Annotated in this window: 21 protein-coding genes; 14 read left to right on the top strand and 7 right to left on the bottom strand. The window is 40.5% G+C overall.

Annotated features, from left to right (window positions below; genetic code table 11):
• The first annotated feature begins 14 nt into the window (after window positions 1-14).
• From AC0JIQ_RS15745 to AC0JIQ_RS15720, 6 genes are all read left to right on the top strand, one after another.
• Window positions 15-404, top strand: a complete 390-nt coding sequence (locus AC0JIQ_RS15745) for a Fur family transcriptional regulator (protein ID WP_474202177.1) — start codon at window positions 15-17, stop codon at window positions 402-404.
• Window positions 405-427: 23 nt separating this feature from the next.
• On the top strand, window positions 428-733 hold the full coding sequence (locus AC0JIQ_RS15740) for a DUF3861 domain-containing protein (RefSeq protein WP_004665235.1): 306 nt from the start codon (window positions 428-430) through the stop codon (window positions 731-733).
• Between the two features lie 2 nt (window positions 734-735).
• Entirely contained in the window at window positions 736-1,014 is a 279-nt protein-coding gene (locus AC0JIQ_RS15735; RefSeq protein WP_474203283.1) for a DUF2798 domain-containing protein, read from the top strand.
• A gap of 144 nt (window positions 1,015-1,158) precedes the next feature.
• On the top strand, window positions 1,159-2,106 hold the full coding sequence (locus tag AC0JIQ_RS15730; RefSeq protein WP_474202176.1) for a pirin family protein: 948 nt from the start codon (window positions 1,159-1,161) through the stop codon (window positions 2,104-2,106).
• Window positions 2,103-2,501, top strand: coding sequence for an OsmC family protein (locus tag AC0JIQ_RS15725; protein ID WP_287690729.1), 399 nt, complete (start codon window positions 2,103-2,105; stop codon window positions 2,499-2,501). The genes AC0JIQ_RS15730 and AC0JIQ_RS15725 overlap by 4 nt, the downstream gene beginning before the upstream one ends.
• 97 nt (window positions 2,502-2,598) lie before the next feature.
• Window positions 2,599-3,252, top strand: a complete 654-nt coding sequence (locus AC0JIQ_RS15720; protein WP_474202175.1) for a glutathione S-transferase family protein — start codon at window positions 2,599-2,601, stop codon at window positions 3,250-3,252.
• Window positions 3,253-3,308: 56 nt separating this feature from the next.
• On the opposite strand, the gene AC0JIQ_RS15715 is transcribed toward AC0JIQ_RS15720, so the two are convergent.
• From AC0JIQ_RS15715 to AC0JIQ_RS15685, 7 genes are all read right to left on the bottom strand, one after another.
• A complete protein-coding gene (locus AC0JIQ_RS15715; protein WP_004756646.1) occupies window positions 3,309-3,914 on the bottom strand; it encodes an SPOR domain-containing protein in 606 nt (201 codons plus the stop codon).
• Window positions 3,915-4,107: 193 nt separating this feature from the next.
• Window positions 4,108-5,913: an arginine--tRNA ligase gene (gene argS / locus AC0JIQ_RS15710; RefSeq protein WP_474202174.1), complete on the bottom strand. Its 1,806-nt coding sequence runs from the start codon at window positions 5,911-5,913 to the stop codon at window positions 4,108-4,110.
• Between the two features lie 159 nt (window positions 5,914-6,072).
• Window positions 6,073-7,950 (bottom strand): M48 family metalloprotease, encoded by a 1,878-nt coding sequence (locus AC0JIQ_RS15705; RefSeq protein ID WP_474202173.1) that lies wholly within the window; start codon window positions 7,948-7,950, stop codon window positions 6,073-6,075.
• A gap of 129 nt (window positions 7,951-8,079) precedes the next feature.
• Entirely contained in the window at window positions 8,080-9,000 is a 921-nt protein-coding gene (locus tag AC0JIQ_RS15700; protein WP_474202172.1) for a Dyp-type peroxidase, read from the bottom strand.
• A gap of 164 nt (window positions 9,001-9,164) precedes the next feature.
• A complete protein-coding gene (gene znuB / locus AC0JIQ_RS15695; protein ID WP_474202171.1) occupies window positions 9,165-9,974 on the bottom strand; it encodes a zinc ABC transporter permease subunit ZnuB in 810 nt (269 codons plus the stop codon).
• A 3-nt stretch (window positions 9,975-9,977) separates the two neighbouring features.
• Window positions 9,978-10,766, bottom strand: a complete 789-nt coding sequence (gene znuC, locus AC0JIQ_RS15690) for a zinc ABC transporter ATP-binding protein ZnuC (protein ID WP_474202170.1) — start codon at window positions 10,764-10,766, stop codon at window positions 9,978-9,980.
• On the bottom strand, window positions 10,739-11,236 hold the full coding sequence (locus AC0JIQ_RS15685; protein WP_474202169.1) for a transcriptional repressor: 498 nt from the start codon (window positions 11,234-11,236) through the stop codon (window positions 10,739-10,741). The genes znuC and AC0JIQ_RS15685 overlap by 28 nt, the downstream gene beginning before the upstream one ends.
• A gap of 215 nt (window positions 11,237-11,451) precedes the next feature.
• Between AC0JIQ_RS15685 and AC0JIQ_RS15680 the strand changes: the two genes are divergently transcribed.
• From AC0JIQ_RS15680 to atpG, 8 genes are all read left to right on the top strand, one after another.
• On the top strand, window positions 11,452-12,291 hold the full coding sequence (locus AC0JIQ_RS15680; protein ID WP_005155299.1) for a metal ABC transporter substrate-binding protein: 840 nt from the start codon (window positions 11,452-11,454) through the stop codon (window positions 12,289-12,291).
• A 170-nt stretch (window positions 12,292-12,461) separates the two neighbouring features.
• Window positions 12,462-12,860, top strand: coding sequence for an ATP synthase subunit I (locus AC0JIQ_RS15675; RefSeq protein ID WP_004665211.1), 399 nt, complete (start codon window positions 12,462-12,464; stop codon window positions 12,858-12,860).
• Between the two features lie 99 nt (window positions 12,861-12,959).
• Window positions 12,960-13,835 (top strand): F0F1 ATP synthase subunit A, encoded by an 876-nt coding sequence (gene atpB, locus AC0JIQ_RS15670; protein ID WP_004665210.1) that lies wholly within the window; start codon window positions 12,960-12,962, stop codon window positions 13,833-13,835.
• A gap of 82 nt (window positions 13,836-13,917) precedes the next feature.
• Window positions 13,918-14,163 (top strand): F0F1 ATP synthase subunit C, encoded by a 246-nt coding sequence (atpE, locus tag AC0JIQ_RS15665; RefSeq protein WP_000424060.1) that lies wholly within the window; start codon window positions 13,918-13,920, stop codon window positions 14,161-14,163.
• 39 nt (window positions 14,164-14,202) lie between these two features.
• Window positions 14,203-14,673, top strand: a complete 471-nt coding sequence (locus AC0JIQ_RS15660) for a F0F1 ATP synthase subunit B (protein WP_004665208.1) — start codon at window positions 14,203-14,205, stop codon at window positions 14,671-14,673.
• Between the two features lie 12 nt (window positions 14,674-14,685).
• Complete coding sequence (locus AC0JIQ_RS15655; protein ID WP_474202168.1) at window positions 14,686-15,222, top strand: F0F1 ATP synthase subunit delta; 537 nt, start codon at window positions 14,686-14,688, stop codon at window positions 15,220-15,222.
• 42 nt (window positions 15,223-15,264) lie between these two features.
• Complete coding sequence (gene atpA, locus AC0JIQ_RS15650) at window positions 15,265-16,809, top strand: F0F1 ATP synthase subunit alpha (protein ID WP_004773229.1); 1,545 nt, start codon at window positions 15,265-15,267, stop codon at window positions 16,807-16,809.
• A gap of 77 nt (window positions 16,810-16,886) precedes the next feature.
• Window positions 16,887-17,756, top strand: a complete 870-nt coding sequence (gene atpG / locus AC0JIQ_RS15645) for a F0F1 ATP synthase subunit gamma (protein WP_004665202.1) — start codon at window positions 16,887-16,889, stop codon at window positions 17,754-17,756.
• Window positions 17,757-17,758: the final 2 nt, after the last annotated feature.

Below are 17,758 nucleotides of genomic sequence, written 5' to 3'. Positions count from 1 at the left end.
GTTGGGAGCAAAAGATGTTAGTGCTACAACAGAAAATTAAACAGGCTGGATTGAGAGTAACGCATCCACGTATGGCTGTTTTGGCATTATTGGCGCAGCAGTCGGAAGATCTTACTGTGAAGCAAATTTACCAAAATTTGAATATGCAAAAACAGCAGCTAAATTTGGCAACCGTATATCGTGTGGTGAGTGATCTCGTTTTGGTAGGGGTGTTGGTGAGTTATCAATTCCATCGTGCTGAAACGAAATTTAGTCTTCCACGAGTTCCTAAAAATCAATTACTACAAATTCGCTGTGCCGATTTAACCACAGCAAAACAAGCACGATTTTTACAGTCTTTAGAAACCATATTTACCCAATTTCAAATTGATTTGATGCAGATCGAAATCAAAGAAAATCCTTAATTAAAAATTGATTGGAGCAAATGATGAAACAACATCAATACCATGTCACCGTACAACATTTAAAAGATGCGAAAGGACAAGCCTCGACTTATACCGAACGTTTAGAGTTTTATACTGGAAATCATGATGATATTTTTCAGATCGTTGAACGTTTAAATAGCGCTGAATTTTTTGATGATCAAACCACGAAAGCTTTTGCGGTGGGTTTAAAACTTTTCAGCGAAGTGATGCTAGAAAATAAAGATCATCCACTATTCGAAGAATTCTTGCCGCAGTTCGGTCAATTTATGAAGAATCTAAAGCAACATGTAAAGAAACAGGCTGAATGAGTATGGGGGCAAATGGCATGCAACAAACAAAGAAGACTTTCTTTACTAAATTACCTGCAAAATATGCTGCTTGGATTATGCCATTATTATTATCAGGGCTGATGAGCGCAACATTATCATTGGTGAACTTACTAATGAATGTTGGGCTAATAGATGGATTCGCAACGAAGTGGCTGTCAACATGGCTGTTTTCATGGTTGATTGCCTATCCTGTCGTTCTCATGTTTTTGCCTATTGTTCGACGCTTAACAAGCTTTATTGTGGAAATGCCACCACATTGATACATCAGGCTGTTGAATAACAATACAGATTGTCTCATGCATAGCACTCTGCGTATTACCAAAAGACTATATTGAATACTGTTGATATTGTTAAGATCAATAAAACAACTCATTGCAATAGCATAGGTAAAAGAGAGTAATATCATGAGTAATAATAACGATTACGATATTTCTGATTCAAAAGATTGTGAAACTTATATCAATCAATTTATTCAAGAGTTCACTATTCGCTCAGCTGAGATTGGCAAGGGTACAATCATTAAACGTGCCTTACCTAGCCGCCAAAAACGTTTGGTGGGGGCATGGTGTTTTCTGGATCATGCAGGGCCAGTGAGTTTCCCCGCTGGAGATGGTTTGGATGTAGGACCGCATCCACATATTGGTTTGCAGACATTTACATGGATGATTGAAGGCACCATGATGCACACCGATAGTCTTGGTTCAAAACAACTGATTCGTCCAAAGCAAGTGAATTTAATGACGGCAGGTCATGGAATTTCTCATACTGAAGTTGCACCTGATACTGAAACTAAAATGCATGCGGCACAACTTTGGATTGCACTCCCAGATGATAAGCGCAATATGGAGCCAAAGTTTGAGCACTATCCAGAATTGCCTATGGTAAGCAAAGATCAAGTTGAATTTACCGTTTTGGTTGGGGATTTTCTAGAGACGGTCTCTCCTGTTCAAGTACATACGCCTTTAGTTGGTGTAGACCTCACTGCGCAAGCCAATACGAAAACTCGTATTCCGCTGAATCCAAAATTTGAATATGCTTTTATGGCATTAGAGGGTGTTGCTCGTGTTAATGGACATGAGTTAAATGCTGACAATATGGTGATCTTGGAAACAGGCTTGACCGAAATCGAGGTTGAGCTGACACAAGGCCATCGTGTGTTACTCATCGGTGGCGAACCGTTTGAATCACCAATTTTGCTGTGGTGGAATTTTGTTGGGCGTACGATGCAAGATTTGCAACAAGCACGAGAAGACTGGATCAATCATGATGCCCGTTTTGGTGAAATTCCTGATTATCAAGGCAAGCGTCTCGAAGCACCTGTACTTCCTGAGCAAATGAGGGCATCGAAATGAGTATAATAGCGAGTGCAAAAGTTCTAACTTTACCTGAACCGTGGAAAGGGGAAGTAATGAGTGGAACACACCAATTTCTAACCGATAAACCCGAATCTTTTGGTGGACATGACACGGGACCAGCACCTTATGATTTCCTCACTGCAAGTTTGGCATCATGTACGATGATCACCTTGCGTATGTATGCACAGCATAAAGAAATTGATTTGGGTGAATTTACGGTTGAGGTGGACTTTCACACCAATCGTGAACAACAGGAACGAATCGAACGTCGAGTAATATTTAAACAACCTATTTCACAAGACTTACAAGAAAAACTTCTCAATGTATGTAGCAAAACACCAGTTACTAAAACTTTGTTACGCAGTTTAGACATAGAGACCGTGATTCTTTAAGACTAAAGTGCTATTGTGCTTGGGCAAAACATAATTCTAAGTGCAACTGTCAGAGGGATTCATATCGCAGTTGCACAGCAAAAAAGCAGGCACAAAAATGATTACCTTACACTACCTACAATGTTCACGTTCGTTCCGTATATTGTGGGCATTAGAAGAACTTGGTATGGATTATCAAGTTGAGTATTATCAAAGATCGTCCAGTTATGCAGCCCCTGAGAGTCTTAAACAAATTCATCCTTTAGGAAAAGCACCAATTCTGGTTGATGATAAAGAGGTTATTGTAGAATCTGCTGTTATTTTGGATTATTTGCAACAGCAGTATGATGGGCAGCAAAAATTTAAACCACAACAAGCAAAAGACCAGCGGCAATATTCCTATTGGATGCACTATGCTGAGGGTTCTTTAATGCCTTTATTAGTCATGACTTTGGTGATGAATAATGTCAGCAAGCATGTTCCTTGGGTAATTCGACCTATCGCTGAAAAAGTAACGGATGGTGTAAAAGCTGGATTTGTTCGTCCTCGCATCAAAGAACACATGCTATATCTTGAACAATATTTAGGTGAGCATGATTATTTTGCTGGAGATTTTTCTTTTGCAGATATTCAGATGGCTTTTCCATTGATTGCAATTCAAAAGCGTTTACATGGAAAATATCCCAATATTCAGGCTTTTGTACAGCGTGTGCAACAACGTTCAGCATTTCAACGCGCTGAGCAAAAAAGTTTACATTCTCAGTGTGCATAGCATGAAAGGAAATAAAAAAGGGGAACCAATCGTTCCCCTTTTTTATTAGATATGGTTTAGCGCTTGATGACGATTGAATCAATACCACTATGTTGTAGCGTTTGCTGAGCAGCAAGAGCGGCATCTTGACTATCATAAGGACCAGAAAACACACGATACCATGTTTGACCATTTTCAACAGTTTTCACGACATCAGCAGATAAGCCATTCAGAATAATTTCTGCACGACGTGCATCAGCACTGTCAGGATCAGGATAGCTACGTACTTGTAAAATATAGCTTGCTTGAGCTGGCACTGCTGGTTCAGTCGAAGTAATCGCTGTTGGATCTTCTGTCGTAGTTTCAGGTTTTGGTGATTCAATAATCACGACATTACCTTGTTGTTTGGTTTCAGGTACAGCTTGTTCGGGGATTGGAGTAACTTGTTGTTGTGGCAACAAATCATAGAAACGATAATCTTTGTTGGTATCTTCTTCTTGATAATGATCGGATGTTACCTGATTTTTTGCTGGAACAGGTTGCCATGGTTGCCATAGCATGAGCATGACACCAACACATAGAATCGCAAGAATCGCGACAAGCATTCCCAACCACTTTGGAATAAGTGGTTTTTTCGGCTTGTTTGGTCGTTCAGATACACCACGTTGCGTTTTTCCAAACACCTGAAATTCCTCTTGATCCTATTAGATTATTTGTAACTTGAATCTGGTTAAAAACAAAGCATTATGTTTGAAAATAATGCTTTGTTTAAGATATTGCCGACCAATGATAGGCTAAGTTTAAAAGTAGATCTGTATAGCGTTGTTAACAACAATATTTCAGATTCAAACTTTTTATTGCAACTGTGTGTATTGATTACATCGCTTCAGGAGCAGATACACCCAGTAACTCTAAGCCATTACGTAAAACTTGCTGTACATTAATTGAAAGTAATAAACGCGCTTGTGATAAAGGAACATTTGCTTCATCTAGAATTTTTACATTATCCAAGTTATACCAACCATGGAACAACGCAGCTAATTCTTTCAGATAGTTACCGATTTGATGCGGTTCATACGCATTGGCTGCACGTACTAAAATATCTGGATAAGCTGCGAGCTTAGCTAATATTTCAAACTCTGCCTCTAAAGTCAGCAATTTTGCATCGTAATTTTGTAGAGCAGTGCGATCAAATGGAATATTCTTTTCAGGTGCACGAATATCTACCATACGGTTTACACGTGCATGGGCATACTGAATGTAGTACACCGCATTGTCTTTGCTTTGAGAAACGGCAAGGTCTAAATCAAAGTCGATATGTTGTTCAGATTTACGCATCACGTAGTAGAAACGTGCCGCATCGTTGCCGACTTCTTTACGTAGATCACGTAAAGTCACGAATTGACCTGAACGAGATGACATTTGTACCATCTCACCACCACGCCATAAACTCACGAATTGAACTAAAAGAACAGTCAGTTTTTTAGAGTCGTAACCCATTGCATCAATCGCAGCTTTTACACGTGAAATATAACCGTGGTGATCTGAACCCCAAATATCAATCAGGTCAGTATAACCACGTTGTAGTTTATTCAAATGGTAAGCAATGTCAGATGCAAAATAAGTGGTTTGGCCATTACGACGTTTGACCACACGGTCTTTCTCATCGCCAAATTCAGTTGATTTAAACCAAATATTGCCATCTTTTTCATAGAGAAAGCCACGTTGATCAAGCGTCGCAAGTGCTTCATCAATTTTTTCGGTTAGCGAAGCTTCGCTAAACCATTCATCAAAAGTCACGCCAAAGTCAGCAAGGTCATCTTTGATATCATCCAAAATGGCATGTAAAGCCGCTTGGTGAAATACGCGATAACCCGCACCTAACTGTTGTTGTGAATTGGCGATTAAGCCATCAATGTGTTTTTCTTTATCACCAGACAGAATAACTTTATTGCCTTCAGCATCGAGTTCTTCAGCATATTGAACATCTTCAGGCACATCGTTGTAAATGTCAGCAACTGGACGAACGTGTGCATTGCCATCTTTATCAATAATGCTTTGTGCGATTTCTTTAACATAGTCGCCTTGATAGGCATTTTTAGGGAAAACAAGCGTTTGCCCAGTCAATTCTAAATAACGTAAATAAGTTGATGTTGCCAAAATATCCATTTGGCGACCTGCATCATTGACATAGTATTCACGGTCAACTTGTGCACCTGTTGCTTCTAAAAGGTTGGCAACAGTCATGCCGTAAGCTGCACCACGACCATGTCCCACATGCAGACTAGATGTTGGGTTTGCAGAAACAAATTCGACTTGGATTTTTTTAGCTGCATTGGCTTGGCTGCGTCCATATTGGTCTTTTTGTGCTTGAATTTGATCAAGTACAGCGAAGCGTTGGTCTGCATTTAAAAAGAAGTTAATAAAACCAGGGCCTGCGATTTCTGCTTTTGTAATGTCAGCGACTTCAGGCAGTGCTGCTAAGATTTTTTCAGCTAGATCGCGTGGTTTCATACCAGCAGCTTTAGAGCCGATCATGGCAATATTGGATGCAAAGTCACCGTGACTTCGGTCTTTAGTACGGGTTAAATGGCTCGTGTTTGTCCAATCTGAAGGAAGTACCCCTTGTTGTTGAAGGGATTGCACCGCATGATCAAGAGCTGCTTGTATTGCCGTATTCATAGTTACCGAAATAAATGTCGCGGAAAAACGTCAAATATAGCAAATTTTAGTGGCTTAAGGGGAGAGTCATTGCAGCTGAATTAACATATTCCTATAAATCTTTCGAGTTTATTGATTAGAGATGCCGTGCTTACAACACCTCTTCTCTTGTGTTATAGACTAAAGAATACGAGAACCTTTAATCCATGGCATTTTGCGACCAAATTTATAATTATCACCTTCAATACTTAAAATTAAGACGGCTTGTTCTAATGGCATATCATTTTGAATTTGTTGTAAAACATCCTCAATTCTCTTTTTATTGGTCAGTTGGTACCAACGAGTCGTTGAAAATGCCAAGACATAACAGGGTAGATGTGTCAAATAATCAACTTTCTTTTTGACGAAATATGCTTTCTTTAAATCCTTAATTTTGCTCAACGCATCTGTGAGCTGCTGTAACTCGATTGAGCTTAAATCATGTGGAGTGAACTTATTGTTTAAGTGAAGTTGATTTCGCTCTTGTTGTGCAAAACTCTGTAATTCAAGACGTTCTACAAGTAAGTGGTGATAAAGTTGTGCTTGATCTGGTTGTCCTTGTTGCCAATAAAAATCACGTAGTCTTTCATAGCAAGTTGTCATCATGAATTCATTGAGTTCTGCGGCACGAATCATGTAGACACAACCTTGGTCATCATTTTTTTCTAATAATGCTCTGCCATATTCCAAACAAATTTCAGCATGTTCTGGTGCTTTTTTATGAAGTGCTGCCAATTGTTGACATGCTTGCTCTGTTTGTTTGGCAATAAATAGCGTGAGTTGAGCGCGTTCAAATGCTTCATCAATACTCAAATCATCAGTCTGTTGTTTTTGATCAAGTTCGATAAGGCGCTGTTTGCCACCTTGAATGAACTGGTATCTTTCTTGCCACGAAGAAGAAATATTACTCTGCCACATTTGATCAAAAGTAGCGGTCACTTTTTCGAGTTGCCTGCCAAGTAGGCGATCTGCACGTTGTTCAGCAGAAGGATATTTAAACTCAGGAACTACCCCGATTGCTTTTAAACGATCTTGTAATGATGGATGAGTATCAAGATGCGTTGTCATTTGTTGCATCGACACTGATAACCAAGCTGCGGTATTTTCTTTCTCTAATTCATGTGTCAGGGCATGGGTGAGATTAAAGAACGGTGTCATCACTGGTTGTGGCATATCATCCGCATGTTTATAAATTTCAGTCCAATATTTTTCATCAAGATATTGGCTAATAATACTCACAGTGGTTAATGCCTCGGCTGTAGATTGCGAAGAGGTTAGTTGAACCGCGATGGCATCTGCTTCATATTCATTTGCCTGTGCAAGAGGGAAAGAATAAGCCGTAAAGTACGGGACAAAGCGATTGAGAAAAGGTCTAAATAAAAAGTCTCCGCGGCTTTGATTCTGTTCTAATACCTCGACTAACTGCGTCCAACGAATACGTTGACGATAAATCCAGTTTGAAAATTGTGCATGATTTTTCGCGAGATGACCAAATTCATGAGCTAGAACCGCAGTAAATTGCGCTACGGTTAAGGACTTAAGTAATGGCAACCCTAACAATAAATAATTTTGAGAAGAGCCTAAACCTAGAAAATGAGGAATTTGTACAACGCCAGCATTTAAGTCTTCTACGATAAGCACTTTATGAAAATCAGGTGCATTGAGCTGTTGTTGTAATTTATGAATAATCTCAAATAATTCAGGAGAATCTGTAGCAGTAATTGCATAACCCTGAGGTGGCATTTGCTTAACCCACAAAGATCGTAAAATGACCCAAATAAAAAAACCAACGATTAGAATGAGTTTAATTGCAAAAGCTTTTAAAAATAGAATCGACATCAGTAATAAGGGAATGAGGGATAATAAGAATAAGATCATGATTCCTATATATAAATTTCCTAAAATAGCCAACATAAATACTTTTAATTGATAGGCTTTAGGATTTTTTTTGATTTTCTCTTGTAGCAGGAGAATGAGCTTTTCAAATCTTTCATTTTCTGAATATTGCGTATTGTTCATATTTTTTCTTTAAACTGATTATGATTTAAATAATTCTCTTTGCAGCATATTAGATCGAGTTGGATGCTATTTATGCTGCAAAGTTTTTTTATTATATTGAAGAAATTTTATTCTTTTCAAATTTAAATTTTATAATTCAATAACTTCTTCGAGTAATTCATCACTTGGTGCGAAATAATATGCCCCATCAATCGCAGTAGTGAAATGCAATAAACGGTCATGAATACCGTCACCTGTAGTACCAAACATTCGTTTTAACATGGCATCAATAATGCTCAAATTATTGGTATAGGCAACAAAAAATAGACCTTGTTCACCTTTACCATCACCATAAGGCAAACTGTGACGCAAGATTTCCATTTCTTCGCCATCCTCATCTTCTACCACAGTACGTGCGACATGCGAATTTTGGGGTTTGATGTCATCATCAAGTTCAATAGATTCAAGTTTGGTACGTCCAAAAACATGTTCTTGAGCATCGACTTTGAGTTGTTGCCATTTTGCTAAATTATGAATATAGCGCTGTGCGAAAATAAAGCTGCCATCTGCAAAAGCCCCTGCTGTTTCTGCAAGGAGGGCAGCTTCAGCACGGTCATCTGGGAATTGAGGATTTTCTGTACCATCAATAAAGCCTGTCATATCGCGACCATCAAAGAAACGGAAGCAAGCACGCTCATCTAAAACATCAACTTTGCTTTGAATACCATTGAAGAAAGCTTGACTGATCGCAAAGCAGATATCAGCACGAGCACTCGCAATGTGTATAAATACATCCGCGGGAACCACAGGCATGTCAAAAGCCCCATGTTGCGGGTCGAGCTGTTTAAAGTCTTTAGGTGTCTGAGAATAAAGCTTTGACCAAAGCTCAGGACCAAAGGCAATCGCTGTTTTAATTTGATCGTTAGGGTGTTGGGTAATAAGACGATCACGGGTTGAGAGCAGAGCTTCAATCTGCTGTTTGAGTTCTGAGATGCTTAAATCTTTTAAACGCAAAACAATAAAACGGGCATGATCAGAAGGTAATGGAAGAATGACGGATTGAGCAGTCATGAAGCTCTCCTTAGTTCGTTATTTTTAAATGATACAAAGATATGATTTTGCCCGATGTGAGCAGTGCTTAATAGCTTATTTTTTGACGATTTTTGCGATATTGGTGATCGTTAAAATAATAGTCGACATAGCATCCAAGTATTGGATGCTAAGATTGGAAACATTTAATTGGTTTTAAAATTCGGTAAGAATTTTTGTATTGCAAAAATAACTGCGAAGCAAAGCGCCATACATAAAACGATACTGAGACCTGTGGCAATATTTAATGCCGCACTAGACCATAAGCCAACTGTCACACCCAATTGAGCCAGTAAAAATGCCCAAATCACCATTTGTTTCGGTGAGTGTGCAAGCAAGCGTGCGCTTAGTGCAGGAATCACCAGTAATGCACCCATAAGGAGTGAGCCGACAGCACGGAGCGCAAGGACCGTAAATAGCGCCAATAACAGCATGAAAATCAAGCGTTGCCAATTGGCTTTCACCCCTTCACTCATTGCAATATCGGGATCAATTGCAATTTGAATTTGTGCAGACCACGAGCGATACAAAACGATAAGTGAACCCACAATCACGACCGCAAACATGGGTAAATCAGACCATTCAATACTAAGAAGATCGCCAAATAAGTAGCTTAATAATTCGGGACGTAAACTCGGAATATGCTGAATTAATAACAAACCAGAACACAGTAATGTCGCTGAACTTAATGCGAGTAGGGCATCATTAGGAAGGCGAGAGTCATGCAGTACCCATAAAATACCAACCAGTAAAGCAGCCAGAAAGGCGACTCCTAACCAAAAGGGTAGATGTAGTAAGGCTGCAATAGCGACGCCTAATAGTGTGCCATGTGCCATGGTGTCAGCAAAAAAAGACATTCTACGCCAAAGCATCAGACAGCCGAGTGGTGCTGTCAGAAATACCAAAAGCGACCCCATAATCCAAGCAGGTAATAGTAGTTGTAACCATTCCATCATTACTTAGACCTTCGGTTCGGGGTGAATATGCGGGCGTGGATCATGGGAACAGGGTTCCGCATGATCACTATGTCCACAATGATTGTGATGATGTTGATAGAACATCCGTTGCGTACCAAAAATCGCTTGGTATTCGGGATGCTGCTGAATACTTTCAGGTAAACCACTACAACAAATGTGTTTGTTCAGACAAACAACGCGATGTGTACCTTGCATCACCCATTGTAAATCATGTGAAACCATTAATACCGCGCAACCGTAGCGTTCAGGTAGGCTTCTAACATAGTCGTAAAGCTCAGCTTCGGATTGAATATCCAAACCTTGCATGGGTTCATCAAGCACTAGAATATCGGGTTGGCGGAGTAGTGCACGTGCCAATAAAACCCGTTGTCGTTCGCCACCTGAGAGTTGTTGTACTTTAGAGGCTTGTAACTTTTGAATGCCCGTATCTCGGATAATTTCTTCGCGTAAATCAGTGGCACAAATTTCTAGATCCAGTAAATCTTGAACCCGTAATGGAAGACTGGCAGACGGATTAAATTTCTGTGGAACGTAAGCGAGTTTTAATTTCTTGGAAAAGTGCACCTTGCCTTTATTGGGTGCCATGATGCCAAGCAGTACTTTAATTAAAGTTGATTTACCTGCACCATTTGGACCAATTAGCGTCACAATTTCTTTTGCCTGTAATGCAAAATCAATATTTCTTAAAATATCTCGTTCGTCGCGTCGAACAGAAATATTCTCCAACTGAATAAGTGGAGCGCTTATTGGCGAGTGTTGCACTGATGACATTTTCCAGAAATTTCAATAATGCTGTGTTGGGCAGCAAATTGGTCAGAAGCAGCAAGTTGATCGAGCTGTTGAATTAATCCTTGTGCTGAAGCCTCTTTCACTGAATGACATTCAGTGCAAATCAGAAAAGCAGCTTGATGCCCTTCACGTGGGTGGCAACATGGAATATAGGCATTAATTGAGGTCAGTCGATGAATCAAACCTTTTTCTAATAAGAAGTCTAAAGTTCTATAAACTGTAGGTGGGGCAGCAGGACGGTCTGTTTGACCTTTTATTTTAGCCAATAAGTCGTAAGCGCCCATTGGAGCAGAAGCATTTAGAATGAGTTCAAGCACTTCTTTACGTAAAGGTGTTAAGCGAGCGCCAACTGCAGTACACAAAATTTCTGCTTCAGCAATGCGAGCCTTAATATCGTGATGACCGTGAACACCATGTAAAGCATTGTCATGTTCATGTGAACAAGAACTCATAGTAGACCTCATTGTTTTTGTAGAACCTATTGCTTTTCATTCGCTCATCGCCTTTATGATATTGCAATAGACTCATTATCATAACATGCAATTCAATATAACTATCTATATAAGTTGAACCTCGGCAGGCGAGTGCTACAAATCTAAAAAAGACATAGGTGTTTTTTAACTTTTGTTATATTATAACACAGTTCGCTGAATTGAGTAATGTTGTGATGTCCCGCCTAATTGTATTTGTTTTCTTTTCAATGTTAAGTACATGGGGATGGACTCAAAGTTTAGTTGTTTCAACACATCCGATTTATTTAATTGCTAAAGAGGTTACAGCAGGCATAGAAGAGCCTGTTCTGTTACTTGGCGATCAAACTGGGCATGATGTGCAACTCACACCCGCTCATCGTAAGGCGATTCAAGATGCTTCGCTAGTATTGTGGTTAGGTAAAGTACATGAAGCACCTTTAGATAAGTTGCTTAATCAAAACCCTAAAGCAATTGCACTTTTAGATTCTGGTATTTTAACGATTTTGCCTCAACGTAGTTTACGCGGTGCTGCATTAGCAAACACTGTAGATAGCCATGTGTGGTTAGAGCCAAACAATGCAGTGCGAATCGCTTTCTTTATTGCAACTTTACGTTCACAACAATATCCAGAAAATAAAGCCAAATACATGGCCAATGCAAAAGAGTTTTCGCAACAAATGCTGCAGGTTTCACAGCAATATGAAAGTTCCAATAAAGCAAAACCTTATTGGTCTTATCATGATGCCTATCAATATTTAGAAAGAGCACTCAATTTGAAATTTGCTGGAGCATTGACTGATGATCCTCATATTGCACCCACAGTAGCTCAAATTAAATTCTTAAAAGATAGTCGCCCTAAAACACAAATGTGCTTGTTGGCTGAAACATCAGCAAGTAGTGGTCAATATCAAAAGCTAAATCCAGTCGTGTTCCAACCAGTTGATGAAAGTATGCGTGGTGAAGATAATTTTGTTGCTGCATGGAAAAAATTGGCTTCAAAAACCGATAAATGCGTATTAAGTACTCAAAAATGATGAAAAAAATAAAAATGAGTTGACTCTATCGTCAGAAAATATGCTAACGAAAAAAACAGACTTAAGTCGAGAAAAGATTGCATGTTCAGGGGTGTAACTCTATAATGCCTGCGATTCGAAACGATCATCAATAAAACTTGTCAAGCAGTTATGTTGTGAGTGGATAAAAAATGAGCCAAACTAGTCGCTTGATTGACCGACGATTAGCAAAAGCTTTGGTCTTCTTACAAGCGTGTATGATTCCTGTTGCAGCTTTGCTTGCATGGATGATGAAAGACACCACTGCTGCTCTAAGTGCTGCGCTTGGGGCTTTGGTATGTTGGTTGGCACATTGTTATTTTGCTTGGCAGTCGTTTAGAACGGCAGGCGCAAGAGCATCAAAACAAGTCATGCTGAACATGTATCGAGGGATGCTCGGTAAGTTTGCAATCGTGATCGTGGGTTTTATTTTAATTTTGAGCAATGTTAAACCGCTGTCACCGGTTGCGTTGTTTTGTGGATTTATCCTCGTTCAAACGATGTCGTGGGTCGCGCCATTTTGGGTGTCACGTCTACAAAAACGAGTTTAAAACACATTTAAGATTTTTTGGAAGTGTGAGTGAGATTATTGCAGTTCGCAGAATTCGCTTCGCTTCTTTTTAATGATTGACATTGACCAGGTGTGATTTATGGCTGCTGAAGAACATGCCCTTACTTCGACCGAGTATATCAAGCATCACTTGACCAATATGACCTATGGCAAAATGCCTGATGGTACATGGAAGTTGGCTGAGACTGCTGAAGAAGCTCATTCGATGGGGTTCACTGCAATTCACTTGGATTCAATGGGTTGGTCTATCGGACTTGGTGTTATTTTCTGTTTGTTATTTTGGACAGTTGCGAAAGCTGCAAATGCTGGCGTTCCAACTAAATTCCAATCTGCAATCGAAATGATTATCGAGTTTGTGGACTCAAGTGTTCGTGATACTTTCCACGGCAAATCGCGTTTAATTGCTCCTTTATCATTGACCATTTTCGTGTGGATTTTCCTCATGAACGCAATGGACTTGATTCCTGTTGACTGGATTCCTTTCCTAGCTCAAAAGATTGGCGCAAGCGTGTTTGGTATGGACCCTCACCACGTTTATTTCAAGGTTGTTCCATCTACAGATCCTAACATTACCCTTGGTATGTCATTGTCTGTATTTGCACTGATCTTGTTCTATAGTATTCGTGAAAAAGGGATCGGCGGTTTCGTCGGTGAATTGGCACTTAACCCATTTAACCCAAGTAACCCAGTTGCAAAAGCGTTATTGATTCCAGTGAACTTGATTTTGGAATTAGTAACTTTTCTTGCTCGACCAGTTTCGTTGGCTCTACGACTGTTCGGTAACATGTATGCGGGTGAGTTAATCTTCATCTTAATCGCGTTATTACCGTTCTGGATTCAATGGGCGTTATCTGTGCCTTGGGCTATTTTCCACATTCTTGTAATCACGTTGCAAGCATTCATCTTTATGATGCTGACTATCGTTTACTTGAGCATGGCAAGCGAAAAGCATTAATGGTATTGCCTAATTATCAATCGATGGTTAGGCTTAAATTTTAGTTTAATTTGGTAATAACCTAACCTCTGAGGAATTTTTCATGGAACTCACTTTAGGTCTAGTTGCAATTGCATCTGCTATCTTGATCGCTTTTGGTGCTTTAGGTACTGCGATTGGCTTCGGTCTTTTAGGTGGCCGCTTCTTAGAAGCTGTTGCTCGTCAACCAGAATTGGCTCCACAACTTCAAACTCGTATGTTCTTAATTGCGGGTCTTCTTGATGCTGTGCCTATGATCGGTGTTGGTATTGGCTTGTTCTTCATCTTCGCTAATCCATTTGTAGGTTAATAGCTTAATTCCTAAATCCACATATTGAGGAATAGCGAAATGAATATCAACCTCACATTGATTGGTCAAGCGATTGCATTTGCGTTCTTTGTCGCATTCTGCATGAAGTTCGTTTGGCCACCACTAATCAATGCGATTAGTGAGCGTCAGCGTAAAATCGCTGATGGCTTAAATGCTGCTGAAAAAGCAAAAGCTGACCTTGCTGATGCGCAAGCACAAGTTAAGGCAGAATTAGACGCAGCAAAAGCACAAGCGGCTCAATTGATCGAACAAGCGAACCGTCGTGCAGCACAATTGGTAGAAGAAGCGCGTACCCAAGCATCTGCTGAAGGTGAGCGTATTCGTCAACAGGCGAAAGAAACTGTTGATCAAGATATCAATGCTGCTCGCGAAGAATTACGTCAACAAGTTGCTGCTTTGGCAGTTGCTGGCGCAGAAAAAATTCTGAACCAACAAGTTGACGCAGAAGCTCATAATGCCATGCTGACTCAGCTGGCTGCTAAACTTTAAGCGAGGCGAAATATGGCTGAACTCTTGACGTTGGCACGCCCATACGCTAAGGCAGCATTTGCTTATGCATCTGAGCAAAATGCAACTGACTCTTGGTCAAATGCATTACAACTGCTCAGTGCTGCGGTGCAAGATGAAGCATTTTCCGCTTATTTAAATCGCCCTGAGTTGACTCCTGCGGAGCAGGTAAGTCTTTTTGCGAAAGTTTTAGGTGAAAATCAATCACAAGCTGTGTCGAACTTTTTGACATTACTTGCAGATAATGATCGTTTAGTTTTATTGCCTGAAATTGCAGCAGAATACGAATTACTTAAATCGCAGAACAACAACACTTTGGAAGTAGAGATTGAATCTGCTTTTCCATTAGATGCGACACAAGAGCATATTTTAGCTCATGCGCTTGAAAAACGTTTTAACAGAACTGTTCATGTGACTGTTAGCGTTAATCCAGCGTTAATCGCAGGTGTTGTGATTCATGCAGGCGACCAAGTGATAGATGACTCTGCGCTTAACAAGCTTGAAAAAATGCGGACTCGTCTTCTTGCGTAATAGCAAAAAGACTGAACTTAAAAAAGATTGAGGAATAGCGCAATGCAACAACTGAATCCATCCGAGATCAGTGCGCTCATTAAACAGCGTATCGGCGATCTGGACACCAGCGCGACCGCGAAGAATGAAGGTACCATCGTCATGGTATCTGACGGTATCGTGCGTATTCACGGTCTTGCGGATGCAATGTACGGTGAAATGATCGAATTCGACGGCGGCTTATTTGGTATGGCACTGAACCTAGAACAGGATTCAGTGGGTGCCGTTGTTTTAGGTAACTACCTAAGCCTGCAAGAAGGTCAAAAAGCTCGTTGTACAGGTCGTGTATTAGAAGTTCCGGTTGGTCCAGAACTTCTAGGCCGTGTCGTAGATGCTTTAGGTAACCCAATTGATGGTAAAGGCCCAATTGATGCAAAATTAACTGATGCTGTTGAAAAAGTAGCACCAGGCGTAATTTGGCGTCAATCAGTCGACGAACCTGTTCAAACTGGTTATAAATCAGTTGATACCATGATCCCTGTAGGTCGTGGTCAGCGTGAGTTGATTATTGGTGACCGTCAAACTGGTAAAACAGCAATGGCGATCGATGCGATCATCGCTCAGAAAAATTCTGGCATTAAATGTGTATACGTTGCGATTGGTCAAAAACAATCAACAATTGCAAACGTGGTACGTAAGCTAGAAGAAACTGGCGCTATGGCGTATACAACTGTTGTCGCAGCTGCGGCAGCTGATCCTGCAGCAATGCAGTATTTAGCTCCGTACTCTGGTTGTACAATGGGTGAATACTTCCGTGACCGCGGTGAAGATGCGTTAATTATTTATGATGATTTGTCTAAGCAAGCTGTTGCTTACCGTCAAATTTCATTGTTATTACGTCGTCCACCAGGTCGTGAAGCGTATCCAGGTGACGTATTCTATCTTCACTCACGTCTTCTTGAGCGTGCTTCGCGCGTTTCAGCTGACTATGTTGAGAAGTTCACGAACGGTGCAGTAACTGGTCAAACTGGTTCTTTAACTGCATTACCGATCATTGAAACTCAAGCGGGTGACGTATCTGCATTCGTACCAACCAACGTAATTTCGATTACTGACGGTCAGATCTTCTTAGAAACATCATTATTCAACGCAGGTATTCGTCCTGCTGTGAACGCGGGTATCTCTGTATCGCGTGTTGGTGGTTCTGCTCAAACTAAGATCATCAAAAAATTGTCTGGTGGTATCCGTACTGCTCTAGCACAATACCGTGAATTGGCTGCGTTTGCTCAGTTCGCTTCTGATCTTGATGAAGCAACGCGTAAGCAACTTGAGCATGGTCAACGTGTAACTGAGTTAATGAAGCAAAAACAATATGCTCCTTACTCAATTGCTGACCAAGCTGTTTCTGTTTATGCATCTAACGAAGGCTATATGGCTGACGTAGAAGTGAAGAAAATCGTAGACTTTGATGCTGCGTTAATTTCTTACTTCCGTTCTGAATATGCTGCGTTAATGCAACAGATCGATGAAACTGGTGATTATAACAAAGACATCGAAGCAGCAATCAAATCAGGTATTGAGAGCTTCAAAGCGACTCAAACTTACTAAGTTTACCTTTAGTTAAGTTTGGTTCACGGATCAACCTTCGAAAGCTCGAAAGGGCTTTCGAATACTAGGTTAAGCGTATGGCAAATTTAAAAGAAATTCGCGCCAAAGTAGCTAGTATCAAGAGCACGCAAAAGATTACTCGCGCGATGCAAATGGTAGCTGCTTCTAAAATGCGTCGTGCGCAAGAGCGCATGGCTCAGGGCCGTCCGTATGCCGATAATATGCGCCGTGTAATTGCTCACTTAGTTCAAGCAAACCCTGAATACAAACACCGTTATATGGTTGACCGCCCAGTTAAGCGTGTTGGCTATATCGTAGTGTCTTCAGATCGTGGCTTGGCGGGTGGCTTGAACATTAACTTGTTCAAGAAAGTTGTGCAGCATGTCAAAGCACAACAACAGCAGTCAATTGAAGTTGAATTTGCTTTGATTGGTCAAAAAGCGGTTTCGTTTTTTAAGAATTACGGCGGTAAAGTGCTTGGTGCAACGACCCAACTTGGCGATGCGCCGAGTTTGGAACAGTTAACTGGCTCTGTACAAGTTATGCTTGATGCATTTGATAAAGGCGAATTAGATCGTATCTATCTCGTATCAAATGGTTTCGTCAATGCAATGACTCAACAGCCTAAAGTAGAACAACTTGTTCCTTTAGCACCAGCGCAAGCAGGCGATGATCTCAACCGTACTTATGGTTGGGACTATATCTACGAACCAGAAGCAGAAGAATTGTTAAATGGTTTGTTGGTTCGCTATATCGAGTCTATGGTTTATCAAGGTGTGATTGAAAACGTTGCATGTGAGCAATCTGCTCGTATGGTCGCGATGAAAGCAGCGACGGACAACGCAGGACAATTGATTAAAGACCTACAACTCATTTACAACAAGCTGCGTCAAGCCGCGATTACTCAGGAAATTTCCGAGATCGTTGGCGGTGCCGCTGCCGTTTAACA

This window comes from Acinetobacter sp. FB, assembly GCF_056033405.1.
This window is presented reverse-complemented; position numbering and strand designations above follow the sequence as displayed.

What these genes read in the sequence shown, in the direction of transcription:
- AC0JIQ_RS15745 (WP_474202177.1), top strand. Translation starts at nt 15, where the DNA reads ATGTTAGTGCTACAACAGAAAATTAAACAGGCTGGATTGAGAGTAACG.
- AC0JIQ_RS15740 (WP_004665235.1), top strand. Translation starts at nt 428, where the DNA reads ATGAAACAACATCAATACCATGTCACCGTACAACATTTAAAAGATGCG.
- AC0JIQ_RS15735 (WP_474203283.1), top strand. Translation starts at nt 736, where the DNA reads ATGGGGGCAAATGGCATGCAACAAACAAAGAAGACTTTCTTTACTAAA.
- AC0JIQ_RS15730 (WP_474202176.1), top strand. Translation starts at nt 1,159, where the DNA reads ATGAGTAATAATAACGATTACGATATTTCTGATTCAAAAGATTGTGAA.
- AC0JIQ_RS15725 (WP_287690729.1), top strand. Translation starts at nt 2,103, where the DNA reads ATGAGTATAATAGCGAGTGCAAAAGTTCTAACTTTACCTGAACCGTGG.
- AC0JIQ_RS15720 (WP_474202175.1), top strand. Translation starts at nt 2,599, where the DNA reads ATGATTACCTTACACTACCTACAATGTTCACGTTCGTTCCGTATATTG.
- argS (WP_474202174.1), bottom strand. Translation starts at nt 5,913, where the DNA reads ATGAATACGGCAATACAAGCAGCTCTTGATCATGCGGTGCAATCCCTT.
- AC0JIQ_RS15705 (WP_474202173.1), bottom strand. Translation starts at nt 7,950, where the DNA reads ATGAACAATACGCAATATTCAGAAAATGAAAGATTTGAAAAGCTCATT.
- AC0JIQ_RS15700 (WP_474202172.1), bottom strand. Translation starts at nt 9,000, where the DNA reads ATGACTGCTCAATCCGTCATTCTTCCATTACCTTCTGATCATGCCCGT.
- znuB (WP_474202171.1), bottom strand. Translation starts at nt 9,974, where the DNA reads ATGATGGAATGGTTACAACTACTATTACCTGCTTGGATTATGGGGTCG.
- znuC (WP_474202170.1), bottom strand. Translation starts at nt 10,766, where the DNA reads ATGTCATCAGTGCAACACTCGCCAATAAGCGCTCCACTTATTCAGTTG.
- AC0JIQ_RS15685 (WP_474202169.1), bottom strand. Translation starts at nt 11,236, where the DNA reads ATGAGTTCTTGTTCACATGAACATGACAATGCTTTACATGGTGTTCAC.
- AC0JIQ_RS15680 (WP_005155299.1), top strand. Translation starts at nt 11,452, where the DNA reads ATGTCCCGCCTAATTGTATTTGTTTTCTTTTCAATGTTAAGTACATGG.
- AC0JIQ_RS15675 (WP_004665211.1), top strand. Translation starts at nt 12,462, where the DNA reads ATGAGCCAAACTAGTCGCTTGATTGACCGACGATTAGCAAAAGCTTTG.
- atpB (WP_004665210.1), top strand. Translation starts at nt 12,960, where the DNA reads ATGGCTGCTGAAGAACATGCCCTTACTTCGACCGAGTATATCAAGCAT.
- atpE (WP_000424060.1), top strand. Translation starts at nt 13,918, where the DNA reads ATGGAACTCACTTTAGGTCTAGTTGCAATTGCATCTGCTATCTTGATC.
- AC0JIQ_RS15660 (WP_004665208.1), top strand. Translation starts at nt 14,203, where the DNA reads ATGAATATCAACCTCACATTGATTGGTCAAGCGATTGCATTTGCGTTC.
- AC0JIQ_RS15655 (WP_474202168.1), top strand. Translation starts at nt 14,686, where the DNA reads ATGGCTGAACTCTTGACGTTGGCACGCCCATACGCTAAGGCAGCATTT.
- atpA (WP_004773229.1), top strand. Translation starts at nt 15,265, where the DNA reads ATGCAACAACTGAATCCATCCGAGATCAGTGCGCTCATTAAACAGCGT.
- atpG (WP_004665202.1), top strand. Translation starts at nt 16,887, where the DNA reads ATGGCAAATTTAAAAGAAATTCGCGCCAAAGTAGCTAGTATCAAGAGC.